Source organism: Yinghuangia sp. YIM S09857, assembly GCF_051388915.1.
In the GTDB taxonomy this organism is placed as follows: Bacteria; Actinomycetota; Actinomycetes; order Streptomycetales; family Streptomycetaceae; genus Yinghuangia.
Genome location: NZ_JBPKBH010000025.1, coordinates 113,541 through 129,275, shown reverse-complemented (window position 1 = coordinate 129,275; position 15,735 = coordinate 113,541). Strand labels below are relative to the sequence as shown.

Annotated in this window: 12 protein-coding genes and 1 pseudogene; 7 read left to right on the top strand and 6 right to left on the bottom strand. The window is 70.2% G+C overall.

Annotated elements, in window-relative coordinates:
- Positions 1 to 30: 30 nt before the first annotated feature.
- On the bottom strand, positions 31 to 1,638 hold the full coding sequence (locus ACRX5S_RS35890) for an ABC transporter substrate-binding protein (protein WP_436777418.1): 1,608 nt from the start codon (positions 1,636 to 1,638) through the stop codon (positions 31 to 33).
- Positions 1,639 to 1,988: 350 nt separating this feature from the next.
- Between ACRX5S_RS35890 and ACRX5S_RS35885 the strand changes: the two genes are divergently transcribed.
- From ACRX5S_RS35885 to ACRX5S_RS35875, 3 genes are all read left to right on the top strand, one after another.
- Positions 1,989 to 2,678 (top strand): TetR/AcrR family transcriptional regulator, encoded by a 690-nt coding sequence (locus tag ACRX5S_RS35885; protein WP_436777417.1) that lies wholly within the window; start codon positions 1,989 to 1,991, stop codon positions 2,676 to 2,678.
- A 73-nt stretch (positions 2,679 to 2,751) separates the two neighbouring features.
- Positions 2,752 to 3,669: a TauD/TfdA dioxygenase family protein gene (locus ACRX5S_RS35880; RefSeq protein WP_436777416.1), complete on the top strand. Its 918-nt coding sequence runs from the start codon at positions 2,752 to 2,754 to the stop codon at positions 3,667 to 3,669.
- Between the two features lie 371 nt (positions 3,670 to 4,040).
- Positions 4,041 to 5,573, top strand: a complete 1,533-nt coding sequence (locus tag ACRX5S_RS35875; RefSeq protein WP_436777415.1) for an FAD-binding protein — start codon at positions 4,041 to 4,043, stop codon at positions 5,571 to 5,573.
- Positions 5,574 to 5,645: 72 nt separating this feature from the next.
- Here the strand turns inward: ACRX5S_RS35875 and ACRX5S_RS35870 are convergent, their stop codons facing one another.
- Positions 5,646 to 6,935 carry a glycosyltransferase gene (locus ACRX5S_RS35870; RefSeq protein ID WP_436777414.1) on the bottom strand — a complete coding sequence of 430 codons (1,290 nt, stop codon included), beginning with the start codon at positions 6,933 to 6,935 and terminating at the stop codon, positions 5,646 to 5,648.
- On the bottom strand, positions 6,928 to 7,530 hold the full coding sequence (locus ACRX5S_RS35865; RefSeq protein ID WP_436777413.1) for a TetR/AcrR family transcriptional regulator: 603 nt from the start codon (positions 7,528 to 7,530) through the stop codon (positions 6,928 to 6,930). Before ACRX5S_RS35865 ends, ACRX5S_RS35870 begins: the two co-directional genes overlap by 8 nt.
- 642 nt (positions 7,531 to 8,172) lie before the next feature.
- Between ACRX5S_RS35865 and ACRX5S_RS35860 the strand changes: the two genes are divergently transcribed.
- Positions 8,173 to 8,385 (top strand): hypothetical protein, encoded by a 213-nt coding sequence (locus ACRX5S_RS35860; protein WP_436777412.1) that lies wholly within the window; start codon positions 8,173 to 8,175, stop codon positions 8,383 to 8,385.
- A pseudogene (locus tag ACRX5S_RS35855) lies at positions 8,303 to 8,554 on the top strand (SDR family oxidoreductase); the annotation flags it as partial. The gene ACRX5S_RS35860 and the pseudogene ACRX5S_RS35855, both read left to right, overlap by 83 nt.
- Before the next feature lie 51 nt (positions 8,555 to 8,605).
- On the opposite strand, the gene ACRX5S_RS35850 reads toward ACRX5S_RS35855, so the two are convergent.
- Positions 8,606 to 9,832, bottom strand: a complete 1,227-nt coding sequence (locus tag ACRX5S_RS35850; RefSeq protein WP_436777411.1) for an NAD(P)-binding domain-containing protein — start codon at positions 9,830 to 9,832, stop codon at positions 8,606 to 8,608.
- 405 nt (positions 9,833 to 10,237) lie between these two features.
- The gene (locus ACRX5S_RS35845) at positions 10,238 to 11,947 is read right to left on the bottom strand and encodes a class I adenylate-forming enzyme family protein (RefSeq protein ID WP_436777410.1); all 1,710 of its coding nucleotides are present in this window, start codon (positions 11,945 to 11,947) and stop codon (positions 10,238 to 10,240) included.
- Between the two features lie 264 nt (positions 11,948 to 12,211).
- Here ACRX5S_RS35845 and ACRX5S_RS35840 point away from each other — a divergent pair, with 264 nt between their 5' ends.
- On the top strand, positions 12,212 to 12,718 hold the full coding sequence (locus ACRX5S_RS35840) for a nuclear transport factor 2 family protein (RefSeq protein WP_436777409.1): 507 nt from the start codon (positions 12,212 to 12,214) through the stop codon (positions 12,716 to 12,718).
- A gap of 114 nt (positions 12,719 to 12,832) precedes the next feature.
- A complete protein-coding gene (locus tag ACRX5S_RS35835; protein WP_436777408.1) occupies positions 12,833 to 13,762 on the top strand; it encodes an LLM class F420-dependent oxidoreductase in 930 nt (309 codons plus the stop codon).
- A gap of 125 nt (positions 13,763 to 13,887) precedes the next feature.
- Here the strand turns inward: ACRX5S_RS35835 and ACRX5S_RS35830 are convergent, their stop codons facing one another.
- A complete protein-coding gene (locus tag ACRX5S_RS35830) occupies positions 13,888 to 15,480 on the bottom strand; it encodes an ABC transporter substrate-binding protein (RefSeq protein WP_436777407.1) in 1,593 nt (530 codons plus the stop codon).
- Between the last annotated feature and the right edge of the window lie 255 nt (positions 15,481 to 15,735).

Genomic DNA, 15,735 nt, shown 5'->3' with positions numbered 1-15,735 from the left:
CGGCGGCACTTCCTCGCGCTCGGCCGGGCTCTACTTGAGGCCGAGGCGGTCCATGAAGATGTTGCCGGCGTTGTAGTGCTCGATCCCGGTCACCTTGTCGTTGCAGATGGCGCCGGTGAGAGACTCGGCGTACGCCCACAGCGGCACGTCGGTGACCAGCGCCTTCTGGAGCTCCGAGTAGGCCTGCTTCCGCACGGCGGGATCGGTGCTGCCGCGGCCCGCGTTGAGCGCGGCGTCCGCTTGGGCGTTCGACCAGCCGCTGAGGTTGAACGGGCTCTGCGAGTACCAGTAGCCGTACAGCATCGGCTCGGGGTCGACGGCCCAGATCTGGGTCAGCGTGGCCTGGTAGTCGCGCTGGATCGCGTACTTGGCGATGTACGCGCCGATCTCCAGCGGCTCGATCCGCATCGAGACGTTCGAGAACTCCTTGAGCCGGCTCTGCATGTACTCGGCGACCGCCGCGGACGAGGGGTTCTGCGGGATCAGGTAGCCGAAGTCGACCTTCTTGCCCTCGGCCGCCAGTTCGTCGAACAGGCGCTGCGCCTCGGCCTTGTCCTGGGCCGGCTGCGTCACCGCGGGGTCCACGAACTGGCTGTTGGCGTTGAAGACGCTCTTGGCCGGGACGTAGCCGTTGTTCAGCGTCTTGGGGATGTCGGCGGGGTCCAGCGCCAGCGTGACGGCACGCCGTGCGCGGACGTCGTCGAACGGGGCCTTGCGCAGGTTGAACTGGATGATCTGACCGCCGTCGGTCGCGAACTCCACCAGGTTCAGATCGTTCTTCGCCTGCTCCAGGACCTTGCCGTCGGAGCTGAGGAAGAGGTCGGCCTGTCCGGACTTGACCGTGTTGAACTGCTGCTTGATGTCGGCGACGTTCTTGATCGAGAGCTGGTCGAGCTTCGGCAGGCCCTTGTCCTTCTGCCAGTAGTTGGGATTGCGCTCGAACGTCTGCTCGGAGCCGCGCACCCAGTTCTTGAGCACGAACGGACCCGCCCCGACGGGCTCGGACCGGTACTTCTCCGGCCCCTTGGCAATCGCCGACGGGGCCATGATGTACGTCAGTTCGGTCGCCACGCCGCGGTCCAGATTCGGATTGGGGGCGCCCGCGACCGTGAGCTTGACGGTCACGTTGTCGACGACCTCGGTCGTGAACCCCATCGCCACGGCGATGTGCACCGACCTGGTCGCCGGATTGGCGTGCGTGTCGTAGTTGAGCTTCACCGCGGCGGCGTCGAGCGGCGTGCCGTCGCTGAACACCACCCCGGGGCGCAGCTTGATCGTCCACGTCGCACCGCCGTCCGACGTGGTCATCGACTCGCCCAGGTGCGCTGTGACCTGGTGCGTCTTGGCGTCGATGTAGAACAGCGGGTCGTACAGGGCCGCCATGCGGGGTTCGTCCGCGAGGGCGACGTTCGAGACGCTGAACGGATCAAGCGCGGCGGAATCCTGCACCGCCAGCATCGTGAGCTTGCCCCCGGACTTGGCGGGAGGCTGCGAGCCGGAGCCCCCCGTCCCCTTGCCGTCGTCACCTCCGCCGCCGCACCCGCTCACCACGAGGCCCAGTGCCGCCAAGCCGACAAGCACCCTGCCGGAGCGTCCGACACCCCGGCGGCGTCGACTGCGGAATCTCTGCGTGTACACGGTTCCTGCCTCCTCGTTGCACGTGCATCGCGGCCTGGCCGCGGCCGTTCCGGTCGTACGAAGTGCGATCCCGCGTGGTGCGTCGGGACCTTTGAACCTGAGAAGGGCGCAGGCGGGTTCGTACCCGGGGAAGCCCCGTGGGTACGCGCCACCTGGCGAGATGAAGTGTGCATACAGTAGACGCTCTGTCCACAGAAGACACCCCCGTGGCGAATCTGTTACCAGCCGGGCGGCCTCTGGTGCCGTCATTGGCGTATGAGATACGCGAAGAGTCCGTCGCGCCGCCGCGCGGGAACGGGGGAACGCACCGCGTCTTGAATTTTTAGACCACGTGGCTTAATTTTCCGGACATGGCCAGTGGTCCCGTGACAAGACGGCGTCTGATCGAGGCCGCCGAGTGCCTGTTCGCCGAGCGCGGCGCCGAGGCGGTGTCGCTGCGTGAGATCGCGTTGGCGGCGGGGCAGCGCAACACGCACACCGTCCAGTACCACTTCGGTGCGAAGCGGGCGCTGGTCGACGCGGTGTTCGAACACCGCATGGCGCCGGTGAACGCGCGGCGGGTGGCGATGCTGGAGGCGTTCGAGGCGCAGGGCCGCGGCGGCGACCCGTACGCGCTGGCCGAGGCGTTCGTCGTGCCGCTCGCCGAGATGCTCGGCGACGTCGGCCGCCCGAGCTGGTACCTGCGGTTCTGCGTGCGCGCCGCGTACACCGGGGACCCGGCGCTACCCGCGCGCCCGTCCGGGTCCGCGGAGGAGGAGCACCTGGTCTCCGGGGTGCGCCGCATCCGTGCCCGCGTGGAGGAGGCGCTGGACCACCTGCCGCAGGCACTGCGCGCGGACCGCTGGGCGTTGTTCGCCAGTTCCTGCACCCACGCGCTGGCCGACCGCGAGCACCGCATCGAGGCCGGCCCCCACGACGAACTGACCCCGACCCCCGTGTTCGTCGCCGGTCTCGTCGACGCCGCGGTCGCGGTACTGACCGCGCCCGCCCGCGCATCCACCCTCGCCCTCGCCTCCGGACTTTCCGGCCCACGGGCCTGAGCGCCTGCTCCCGAGCGCACACCCGGCCCCGGATGTGCGCGGAACCTGATCCGCTCCGACAAGGACTGTGCCCATGACTGCCATCACCGACCTCGAAATACGCCCGATGTCCGGCTACATCGGTGCCGAGATCCACGGCGTCGACCTGACCCGACCTCTCGCTCCGGACGTCGTCGCCCGGATCCGCGCCGCGCTGCTGGAGTGGAAGGTGGTCTTCTTCCGCGACCAGGACATCAGCCAGGCCCGGCACATCGCCTTCGGTCGGCTCTTCGGCGAGGTCAGCCCGGGCCACCCGACGCTGCCCTCGGCGTTCCCGGACCACCCGGAGATCCTGCGGATCGACAACATGAAGTCCACCACCGACGCGGTCGCCCGCAGCGCCCCCGGCGACGACGAGGTCCAGATCGAGACGCGCTGGCACACCGACGTCTCCTACCTGGCAGATCCGCCGATGGGGTCGATCCTGCGCGCCGTCGTCGTCCCCCCGTACGGCGGGGACACCCAGTTCGGCAACCTCGCGCTCGCGTACGAACGCCTCTCGGCACCGGTCCGCGACATGATCGACCACCTCACCGCCGTCCACGAGAACACCCTGCCGATCGCCCGAGGCAACGGCCCCAGCTCCTACATGCGCGCCTTCCACGGCACCGGCATCCGCACCGTCCACCCCCTCGTGCGCGTCCATCCGGAGACCGGCGAGAAAGTGCTGTTCGTCAACCCGCAATACACCAGCCACATCGTCGAACTGACCCGGCAGGAAGGCCGTCACCTGCTGGCGCTGCTGTACGAGCACCTTGCCTCCCCGGAATTCTTCGTCCGCTTCCGCTGGGAGCCCAACAGCATCGCGTTCTGGGACAACCGCGCCACCGTCCACCGCGTACCGAAGGACGTCCCGCCCGGCATGCACCGCTCCATGCAGCGCATCACCCTCGAAGGCGACACACCCACCGGTCCCCACGGCTTCCGCTCCCACACCCTGTCCACCGACTGAGTCCCCGGGCCGGCCGCCACGCACATGCCCGCCGAGCGCGGCGGCCGCTTGCCGGGAACTGCCGACCGGGCCCGTGCCCGGCGAGGACGAGCCGTTCCGCACCGCCCACACCTCGGGAACAGCCGACCGGGGACCGCGGAGGATGCCGACAACTCCCGGGTGATTCATCCGACTTCGGGATGCGGCGACACCTTTGGCCGCCCGTGCGTGCACTGTACGGGCTGTTCGCGCATCGGCGAATATCCCTTCGCGATTCAAGGGTTTCCGCGGCGGACAGACCCAAAGATCGCCGTGAGGCCGACAGTGGCCACGGTCCTGGTGGGTCGGACGGGAGTCGCGCGGTGAGGCGCGGCACGGGCAGCGGAGATGACATGGGTAATTCGACGGGTCGCGGGGTCTCTCGGCGGGGCGTCTCCCGGCGCGGGTTCTTCGCCGCCGCGGCCGCCGGAGTGGGCGTGGTCGGCTACAACGCGACGGTGGGGCGCTGGGTGACGACGGCCGAGGCGGCCGACATGCCGTTCAGCCGGGTCCCGCGCCTGGACGGGGCGCTGGTCATGGACGACAGCACCCGCGTTGCGAACTCGACGGACGCCGGCCACATGACCGCACGCGTCCCGCATGCGGTGCTCTTCCCCGCGTCGGCGGAAGACGTCCGGGTCATGGTGCGCTACTGCGCGGCGCGCCGAATCCCGGTGGCGACGAACACCGGCCGCAACAGCGTGTTCGGCCAGACCCTCGTCAGCGGCGGACTTGTCGTGAACGCCAAGTCGCTCGACACCATCCACTCGATCTCGTCGGCGGGTGCGGACGTGGACGCGGGCGTGCAGTGGTACGACCTGATCGGCGCCGCGTTCCGGCAGGGCCTGACGCCCGCGTCCATCACCGGCTACACGCAGCTCGGCGTCGCGGGCACCCTCTCGATCGGCGGCCTGGGCGTGGCCACCACCAACCTGGCCGTGCCGCAGGCCGCGATGGTGAAGAAGATGCAGGTGGTCACCGGTGCCGGCGACCTGGTGGTGTGCTCCCGTACCCGCAACAGCGGCCTGTTCAAGGCGATGCTGGCCGGACAGGGGCAGTGCGGCGTCATCACACGGGTCACGATCGACCTGGTCCCGGCTCCCCGGTACGCCCGCGTGTACCGCTCGGCCCCGTACCCGGACGTGGCGAGTTGCGTGCACGACCTGCGCACCCTCGCCGAACGCAGCGGGCAACCGGACGGGTTCTCCTCGGTCACCAGCGCGAACAACCCCGGCGTCACCGGTGCGTTGCCGTTGAACCTCCTCGGCGCGGTCTTCCACGACGACCCGGCCGCCGTCCCGTCCACGGCGGTTCTGACCCGCGGGTGCTCGCCGACCGCGCAGCAGGCCCAGTACGTGGACATGGGCTACCTCGACTACGTCTACCTCGTGGACAGCCAGGTCAACGCATGGAAGGCCGCCGGAAACTGGGACGGCCTGGTCAAGCCGTGGTTCAACGCGCTGATCCCCGACAACCGGATGCTGGAATGGTCCGAGTCGATCTTCCCCGGGTTGACGGACGAGGACGTCAGCCCGACGACGTTCGTCGTCGTCAGCCCCACGCTGACGTCCGCGTACACCGACGACTTCCCGCTCTTCCGCGCGCCGTCCCCCGAGGGCGGACGCTGGAGCTGGCTGTGCGGCATCCTCACCAACTCCGCCACACCCGACCCCGGTTCGGACTACGCCACCCGCATCCTGGAACGCAACCACACCTGGTGGAAGCGCGCCCACGCCCTGGGCGGCACCCGCTACGTCGAAGACGCCATCCCCTTCACCAAGTCCGACTGGTGCGCCCACTACGGTGCGACCCACCCCCAATTCGCCGCCTGGAAGCGGCAGTTCGACCCCGCCGGCATCATGACTCCCGGCGCCGGGATCTTCTGACGCGCGGATCTAACCGGTTGGCCCGGGTTCGGCGGCGACCGCGGCGGCTCCCGCAGGGCCGGGCCGGGGGCGTCATTTGGACGGCGCGGGGTGGTGGGCAGGGCGGGCGGTCGCGAGGGATTCGAGTTCGGTGACGGCTCGGTCGGTGGCGGTCTCGGCGGCGATGGCGACGGCCATGCGCCGTGCCGCGTCGCGGTAGGACGGGTCGTCCAGGACCCGCCGGACGGCTCGGGCGATCCTCGCGGCCGTGCTGCCCTTGCCCACGGTGACGCCCGCGCCCGCGAAGCGGACGTGCGCCGCCACCTCCATCTGGTCGCGGCCGAGCGGAATGCAGACCATGGGGACGCCGGCCGCCAGGGATTTCACGGTCGTTCCGTGGCCGGCGTGCGTGATCGTCACCGCCGCGTGCCGGAGTACGGCGCTGTGCGGCGCGGACGCGACGACGCGGACGTTCGCGGGCGCGCGGAGGGACGCCGGGTCCACCGCCGGACCCGTGGTCAGCAGCGCGCGGACGGGCAGGGCGCCCAGTGCGTCGGCGATGCGCTGGAGCAGGTCCCGCTGCTTCATGAAGGAGGAGCTCATGCCGACCAGCACCAGCGGGCCGTCACCCTCGGGCAGATCGAACTCCTTTGCCCAGGACGGGTCTTCGAGGCGAGGCCCGGTGTGCCGGATGTGGTCGGGGAACCGCCGTCCTTCGTGGTCGAAGGCGCGTGGGGAGAGCACGAGCACCCGGTCCACCCGTTCGAACGCCTCGACGACCGTGCCCAGCGGCGCCAACCCGTTCTGGGTGCGTGCCGCGTTGAGAGCGGGCAGCCCCTTCGCCCACGGCCTACCGGACATCGCGGTCACGAGCCGGTCGCGCAGCCGGCCCGCCGTGCCCTCGGCCGGGGCGAAGCCCGGCCCGGGCGGCGGGGCACCGGGGGTCGGCAACGGGTAGACGGTGGTGGCCAGCGAGGCCACCGGTACGCCTGCCGCCTCGCCCGCCGTGGCCGCGCCGAGCAGCATGTGCTCGCAGACCACGACGTCCGCGGGGTGTGCGCGCAACTCCGCCAGGGTGTCCCGGGCGTAGTCGGCGGCCGGGCCGCAGACGATGTTGTCCCGCAGCCGGGCCAGCGCCCCGAGCGGCGTGCGGGCCTCGAAGTCGCGGATGACGTCCTTGGCCGGGTCGCTGGGATCGCCCTGCGGGGCGGTGGACCAGGCGACCGGCTCCAGGCCCGCCGCGGTGATCTCGCCGTGCAGCGAGACGTCGGCCAACACCCTCACACCGTGGCCGCGTTCGTGCAGCGCGCGGGCGACGGACAGTACGGGCGGCACGGCCCCACCGCCGGCCCAGGTGGCGAAAAGGAAGTTGTTCTCAGGCACGGCGGTCCCTCCGGGGGTCGATCGCGGTCACCAGGTCGCGCATGGCCTGCTCGGCGTCCTCCCGGGACATCCCGAGGTCCCGGCGCCAGAGCTTCCACAGGTAGATGTCGGTCGCGGCGTAGTGCAGGTTCAGCGCGTGCTCGCGAGCGGGGCCCTCGGCCGGGAGGCGGTCCGCGAACACCCGTTCCAGCCAGGCCCGGTGCAGACCGCGCGCGTGCGCGGCGGCCCGACCGGCAGCCGGGACGCGGTCCATCTGCGCGATCCAGAGGACGTTGGCGTCCCCCTGCCGCTCGTAGTCGGCGAACAGCGCGGCGACGATGGCTGGTACGTCCCCGACCGGCGCCTGCCGATTGATCTCGGTCTGCGCCGCCACCGCGTCGGCGACGGCGTCGAACAGGCCGTCCTTGCCGCCGAAGTGGTTGACGATCGTCTGCACCGACACACCCGCCGCATCCGCGATGTGTTGCAACGTCACCTCGTCGTGCCACCGCGACGCCAGAACCTCGGCCGCCGCCTGGACCACCCGCGCCCGAGTCGCCTCCAAGGCCGCGGCCCTGGCCCCCATGCGGTACGCCCGCTTGCCCTCACTTTCCATGGACCCAATCAAATATTCAATTGAGTGAATGGTCAAGCCAAATGGCGTGCGGCGCGTGGCCGCGACCCGCGCGCCGCCCACTCCCTGTCGGCGAGTCCGGCGGGCACCGCGTGCGGCGAGCCCGTCGGCATCGACCGCGTCCGCTCACCCGCCGGTGCCTGCCGCCGCACGACAACCGGCCGCGCGCCGGGCTCGATGAGAATCAACCGGTTAGTGCCGGGGCGGATCGGCGTGTTCGGTGTGATCGGGCATGCGGGGCAACACCTCGACGCGGCTCCGCACGTGGCATTCCGGCCCATGTACGACCGGAGGGGCGGCCTTTCGGTCGCCCGGGTATGTGGTGGCGTCTGAACTGCGGTCGGCGGCCACGGAGGTCGAAGTTGTTGTTGTTCGGGGCTAGTTGCCGCTTCGCGGCGGCTCGGTGCTGGGGGCGGGGGACTGGATTGCGCCGGTCGTGTAGTCGGTCAGGGCGGCGAGGGTGCGTGCGGGGTCGGCTTCGGCGTCGAGGTCGCCGAGGGTCGTGGTGATGGTGGCGGCGGCCCAGCCGAAGCGGAGGCGGAGGATGTCGGCGGACAGGTGGCGCGCGGGTCGGGCCGTTCGTGTGTGTCGAGTGCGTCGAGGAGTTCGGCGCGGTGCGTGTCGATGACGCTCATGCGGTGCCTGCCACCCTCGCCGAACTCGCCGAACTCGCCGTCCTCGGCGACCTGGACAGCCCGCGCCCACCATGTGGCAGCCGCCGCGTTTACCCGCCGCTTCGACGCCGAAGCGGCCTTTGTGGGACGCGGGATCTACCGCGCCGCCGGCGACGCCTCCCGCGCCGCACGCGCCGCCGACACCACGGAGCAGCAGCCGTGAACCCATTCGACCTCGCCGGCGGCACGGCCGTCGTCATCGGTGCGGCAAGCGCATAGGCCGCGCCACCGCCCTCCGCCGCATCGGTCAGCCGGACGACGTCGCCTGGACGATCTGCTACCTCGCCTCCGACGCGGCCGCCTTCGTCACCGGCCAAACCCTCCGCGCCAACGGCGGAACCACGATGCCGGGCTGGCCTCCACCGGCGGCCGACGTCGGGAGGTCACGCGTCGGCGGTAGTCGGCTTGTTCCCGCCCCGCCTGTGCGCGAGCCTTTCGACCATGGGGCCGATGACGGTCGTCTGCGGCCATCCGACGTAGTGGGCGAGATGGATGACGATCTCGCGGAGCTGCTCGATCGTCAGCTCGCCGCGGTCGAGGGCCGACGAGAACTGTGTCTCCACCAGGTCGTCGCGGCCGAGGGCGACGAGTGCGCCGATGACCAGCAACCGGCGTTGCCGCATGTCCAGTCCGGGGCGCGTCCAGATGGTCCCGAAGAGGTGCTCGACGGTCAGGTCGAGGTACGGCGTCCGGGGGGCGTCCGCGTAGCTCGGCAGGTTGTACAGCTCGGCCATGACCCGCAGGCCCGCCGTGCGGGCGTCTTCCCCGACGGTCTCCCCGGTGCCGTCCGCCGCGACCGGTGCGGCACCGAGCACGTCGTCGTAGCCCGGCTCGATCGCCCGGGTGAGCGGTACGTCGGCCCCCAGGCGCTCCGCGAGTTCGACGGCCGCACGCATGTCCTTGTGCGCGAGCGCCGCACCGACTTGGCGGGCCCTCATGTTGCCGCCGTCCGCACGCGTGCCGAACAGGCCGAGCGGGCCTCCGGTGTGGACGTCACCAGCGTCGATCACCTCACGCAGGGCAACGAGGTCGAGATCCGCAGCTTCGGCAAGCATCTGTGCTTCGTGGGCGACCGCCCACATGTTGTACTGCATCATGTTGCGGACGATCTTGGCGCGCAGGCCGGCCCCGCGTTCCCCCAGGCGAACTGCCTTGGAACTGAAGGCGTTCACGACGGGCATGATGCGGGCGACCGTCGCTTCGTCGCCGCCGAGCATGGAGACCAGCCGGCCTCGCGCGGCGGCCTTGGGGCCGCCGGTGACGCCGCAGTCGACGACGTCCACCTTCACGGGACCCGCCTCCGCGGTCACGGCGTCCAGGGTGGCGACGGACACCGTGCTGAGAACCAGCATGGCGGCACCGGGGGGCATCGCGGGGAGCGCCTCGGCGGCCACGGCCCGCAGTTGCGCGTCGTCGACGACCGCGACGACCACGACCTCCTGCCCCCGGGCGGCGTCCGCGAGGCCGGACGCGATCACGGCCCCCTTCGCGGTGAACGGCTCGGCGGCCTCGGGACGCACGTCGTACACCGTCACGTGATGTCCCGCGGAGGCCAGGGCACCGGCAACACCGCCACCGATCTGTCCCAGGCCGACAACAGCGATCTTCATGGCGATCTCCTCGGGAGCACGTGGTGGACATCGGGGACCGGGACGCTGCCGACGACGGTGTGCCGGTTCTCGCGCCGATGACGCGGAGCCCGGTTGCCCCTTCAAAGTAGAATTGTGTTCCTGTCAGGTCAACGGCGATGGAGACTGAACTCCAGAAGTATGTTCCGGTGTTGTCAGCCGAAATTCATGCGACGCGGGATCGTGATCTACTCGCAAAAATAGAACATCATTATTGCTTCAGTCTGCGCGCCGAAAGTGCGGCAGCACCTCTGGTTGTGCAACGCCTCGCTGATCTCCTGCTTGTCGAGGAGCTCCCGGAGCTGATGTGCCTGCGACGCCAAAGTCGTGTTCCCTTCTTCGGGCGCCGGGATCGAGCAGAAGCGGCAGTCCTGTTCCGCCGTGCCGCTACGGCGTGTCCGTTGCGGCGGAGCCCGTCTCCAGTTCGCGCTTGAGGACCTTGCCGGTCGCCGAGTAGGGCAACGCGGTACGGAACTCCACGTAGGCGGGGACCTTGAACGCCGCGAGTTCCACCGCGGTCCACTCCCGCACCTGCTCGGCCGTCAGACCGGACTCCGGGCGCGCCACCACCACGGCCTTGACCTCCTGGCCCAGCACGGGGTGGGGCACTCCGATCACCGCCGCGTCCACCACGTCGGGGTGCGCGACGAGTCGGTTCTCCACCTCGACGGGGTAGACGTTCTCGCCGCCCCTGATGACGATGTCTCGAAGCCTGCTGTCGAGGAACAGCAGCCCGTGCTCGATCCGTCCGAAGTCGCCGGTGCGGTACCAGCGTTCGTCGTCGAGGACGTCGGCCGTGGCCTTGTCGTCGTTCCAATAGCCCAGGAATACAGAGGCGTTGCGCAGCCAGATCTCGCCGGTCTCCCCTTCCGGCACGGGAACGCCGAGCGGGTCTCGCACCTGTGCCTGGCTCAGCGGGGTCGGGCGTCCCAGGGAGTCGGGATGCGCACGCATCTGAGCGCCGCTCAGAAGCGTGCCGAGTCCGAAGGTCTCCGACATGCCGTACCCGCTGGAGATGGTCACACCGGGGAATCGCTCGGCCACCAACTCGACCAGTTTCGGGGGGAAGACCGCGCCGCCCGCGCCGAGCGTGCGCAGGTCCGGCAGTCCCGCGGCGCTGAACCCCTCGCATTCCAAGAGCCGCCAATACTGCGTCGGGACGCCGCTCCAACTGGTGATGCGATGCCGCGCCAGCAACTCCAGATGGCGGTGTTCGTCCCAGCGGGCCGCCTCCGGGATCACCAGGGTGAGCCCGGACCACGGCCCGGCGACGAGCATCATGGCCGATCCGGAGATGTGGAAGAACGGCGACGCCATCAGGACGGAGCCGCCGCCCGCGGCGACCGCTGCCGGCCGCAGCCCCGAACTGCCGGCGTTGAGCGCGCCGTTCAAGGCGGACGACATGGCAAAGTGCACCAGGCTGCGGTGCGAGAGCACCGCCCCCTTGGCACGCCCGGTGGTGCCGCTGGTGAAGAGGATCACCGCGGCCGCGTCCTCGTCCGCGTCGTGGGGCACCGGCGGGTCGTTCTCCTCCGGCACGGAGACCGAGGCCAGTTCCTCGAACGACACCACGGTCGTCATGTCCCGGGTGCGATCGGTCAGCCGCTCACGGCGCGGCCCGTCCGCGAGGAGCAGGGCCGGAGCGACGAGCTCGGTCGCGTATTCCAATTCCGCGCCGGTCCACCAGCCGTTCATGCCGACGGTGACGGCACCCGTGTAGAGCGTCGCCCACGCGCACAGCACGTACTCGGTCCGGTTCGCCGACGCGATCGCCACCCGGTCGCCGGGGCGCACTCCACGGGCCGCCAGTTGGCCGGCTCGCCGCACGATCAGCTCACGGGCTGGGGCGTACGTGAGAACGCCGGTTCCGTCCGGCGCTGCCGCGTCCACGACGAACGGCCGTTCGGGATGGGCTGTTGCGGCCGCTTCCAGCACCCGGGGCAGGTTGCGGTGCCGACGGGTGAACACCGGGAGCGTGGTGCCGAGCACTTCTTCGACGCCCGCGGCGAAGCGGCCGTCGGGGCCGGTGAGGGCGGCGACGGCCTGCGGCGGTACGTCGGCACGCCGGTCGTCGAGGACGGACAGGGACGTGGCCATGGAACCCCCTGGTCGAAGCGCGCGGGTACACAAAGGCAAGTGGCCCGGATACAGGCGGCGGACACGGGGTCGCGGAGCGTCCCGGGTTCCGAGATCGAGCCGTTCGCTCGGGATCGGGCCGTGAACCCGGCGACATATGTGATCGGCATCAAGTATTTTATATACTATGCACGCCCAAGTGAGAATCCCGACTCCGGTCCGACGTCAGACAGTCGGGAGGCGGCATCGCCGGGCGTGGGTCCCAACCGTGGAGAGGGTGGCGGAGTGACCGACGAGCGTGGTGGCAGTCGCGACGCGGAGCAACTCGTGGAGAGGGTCGCGCAGATGGAAGCCAGGCTGCGCACGCTGGAGGACGAGCGCGAGATCCGCGAGTTGCTCGTGGGCTACGGATTCGCCGTCGACTCCGGCGACGCCGAGGCGACGGCCGGTCTGTATACCGGCGACTGCGTCGTCGACGTGGACGGCGGCGCCGCGCTCTTCCACGGGACGGACGGCGCCCGCGGGTTGGTGACCAGCGAGGCGCACCAATCGATCCTGCCTCGGTGTGCGCACATGATCGGCCCGTTGGCCGTGCGGCTGGCCGGGGACGAAGCGGTCGCCACCGGCTACGCCTGCGTGGTGGTGCAGGAGGAGGACGGCCCCCGAATCTGGCGCCAGGGGTGCAACCGGTGGACCTTGCGGCGCACCACGGCCGGTTGGCGCATCGCGAGGCGCGAGACGATCTCCATCGGCTCACACGCCGCCGGCGCTTTGCTGCGCCGCGGGCTGTGAGACCGCGGGGAGACCGGCGCTGCCGATCGTTTCCCCGCGATAGATATTGTATAAACCAGTGGCGCCACCCCTGCCTCGGCAGCGGGGCGTTCGGGTGTCGAGAGGGGTTGGACGTTGCGATTCGCCTACTACTTCCCGGGACGCAAGGTGCCTGCCGACCCGGTGTTCTCTCGCGCCGCGGCGCTGGTGGGCCTCGCCCGCGCCGCGGAGCAGGCCGGATTCGACGCAGTGGCGTTGGACGAGCACCCGATCCCGTCGAACCGGTGGCGGAACACCCCGGGCGGCCACGACTCGATCGACCCGTTCGTCGGCCTGGCGGCGGTGGCCGCCGGCACCTCGGACATCCGACTGCTCACCTACGCCGCGGTCCTCCCGTACCGCAATCCCTTCCTGCTGGCGAAATCGGTGGCCACGCTCGACGTGGTCTCCGGCGGCCGCGTCATCCTCGGGGTCGCCGCCGGGTACATGGAGTCCGAATTCCAGGCGCTGGGCGTGGATTACGCCAGGCGGAACGCGTTGTTCGACCAGTGCCTGGAAGCCATGAAGCTCGCCTGGTCCGGGGAGCCGGTGCACTACCGCGGCACGGACTTCGTCTGCGAGGGCAACGTCGCCCACCCGCTGCCCGAGCAGCGTCCGCATCCACCGGTCTGGATCGGCGGGAACGGCCCGGGGACGCGGCGGCGCGTCGTGCGCCACGCGCAGGGCTGGATGAGCATGCCGAACCCGCGGGTCAAGGGATGGGAGGAGCACACGTCCCCGCCGCTGGAAAGCGTCCAGGACCTGCGCGGCCTGCTCGACGGACTGCGCAGGGAGGCCGAGGCCGCCGGGCGTTCGGAGCCCATCGACGTGGCACACAGCCTGCGGGACGCACCCCATGACCACGCGCCGCTCGTCGAGCATCTGGCGGCCCTGCGCGACGCCGGAGTCACCTGGGTCACCGTCAACGGTACGGGGCGCACCCCCGAGGAAGCGTCCGAACGCATCGCCCGCTTCGGCCGCGAGGTCATCGCCGAACTCGGCGCGAGACCGTCCGCGACGCGCTGAGGCCGCAGGCCCGACCGGGGGCGGAGTCACGGTCGCCGCGGTGTGCGGCCCCCTTTCTCCTCGGGGCCGCACACCGGCGTGACCTCGACACGTGTCGCCCCGTGTCGCCCTGCTTCGCCCCGGTGTCAGGCGAGGAGGCCGATGCGGTCCATGAGGGCGGTTCCCGTGTTGAAGAGTGTGACGCCGCCGATCTTGTCGTAGACCGGGCCGACGATCGACTCTCCGTGGACCCAGACGGGCACGTCCTGTTGGACCGCGCGCTGGAGGTCGGCGTACGCCTGCTTCCGGACGGCGGGGTCGTCGGACGAGCGCGCGGCGAGCAGGGCGCGGTCCGCTTCGGCGTTCTTCCAGCCGGCGTAGTTGAGTGGGCTGGCGGACATGTAGGAGGTGAACATGCCGGGTTCGGGGTCGGGGAGGAATTCCTGGTAGGACATCGCCTGGAAGTCCCTGTTGATCGCGTACTTGGTGACGTACGCGCCGATCTCCAGTGACTCGACCTTCATGGAGATGTTGTCCAGGCCGGTGAGCCGGGACTGGATGTACTCGGCCAACTGCGAGGATCTGGGGTTCTGCGGGATCAGGAAGCCGAAGTCGAGCTTCTTCCCCTCGGCGGCGAGTTGGTTGAGCAGGCGCTGGGCCTCGGCTTTGTCGGGCGCCGCCTGTGCCGCGCCCGGGTCGTAGAGCGACGAGTCCTGCGTGAAGAGGCCCTTGGCGGGCGTGGACCCGGTGTTGAGGGTCTTGTGCAGGTCGGCGGGGTCGAGGGCCAGTGCGATGGCACGTCGTGCGCGGACGTCGTCGAACGGCGGCTTCGTGGTGTTGAACTGGATCAGGTATCCGCCGTTGAGGCTCTTCGGCTGCGCGTGGAGTTCCTTCTCGGCCCGTTCGAGTATTTCTCCGCTGGTCGAGTAGAAGAGGTTGGCCCCGCCGGTCTTGACGGTGGAGTACTGCTGTTCGGTGTCCGCGACGACTTTGACGTTGAAGCCGTCGAGTTTGGGGAGGCCCTTGTCCTTCTGCCAGTAGTTGGGGTTCTTGGCGAAGACCTGCTCGGCCCCGCGGGACCAGCGTTCGAGGGTGAACGGGCCGGCGCCGACGGGGTTGGTGCGGTAGAAGTCGGGGCCCTTGGCGAGTGCGGACGGCGCGATGATGTAGGGCAGGTGGAGCGCGACGGTGCGGTCGAAGGCGGCGTTGGGGGTCGGCGGGGTGATCTCCAGCGTCAGCGGATCGACCACGCGCATGGCCAGTCCCGTCGCGGCAGCCCGGCGTACGGACTGGGTCTCGGGTTTGGCGTGGGCTTCGTAGGTGAGGCGCACGGCGTCCGCGTCGAAGGGGGTGCCGTCGGAGAACTGCACGCCGGGACGGAGCTTGAGGATCCAGGTCCTTCCGCCGTCGGCGCTGGTCAGGCTCTCCCCGAGGTGCGGTTTGACGGTGTTGTCCGCGAGATCGAAATAGAACAGCGGGTCGTACAGGGCCGCTGACCGGGGCTCGTCGGCCACCGCGATGTTGCTCGTGCCGAACGGGTCCAGGCTGCGGGAGTCCTGGACTGCCAGCAGGGTGATGCGACCGCCGCTGCGTACCTCGCCCTCGGCTCCGCCGACGGGGGACTGCTTGTCCCCGCTGTCGGAACACGCGGAGAGCACCAGCGCCAGAGCGACCGCCGCCGCGGTGAGTACGCCTGTACGTGCCGACCTGGATCTTGAGGATGTTCGCGGTACGTTCACCGTTCGTCCCTTTCGCCGGGAGTGCGGAACACGTCATGCGACCAGCAGATGGGTGCGGCGACCGTACACTATATACATCCCACAGTATAGAGATGATCCTCAGACGCCTCCGGCGTCGAGTCGTGCGACCGTTCCGCGGTCGCGGGGAGGCGCGTGCGCGGTTCGTCTGCGGGGCGTCCGCCGATACCCGTCGACCGAGGACCGTCGTCGGACGGGCGTGTTCGCGATCGTTCCGGACGAACAGGCAGACATGGC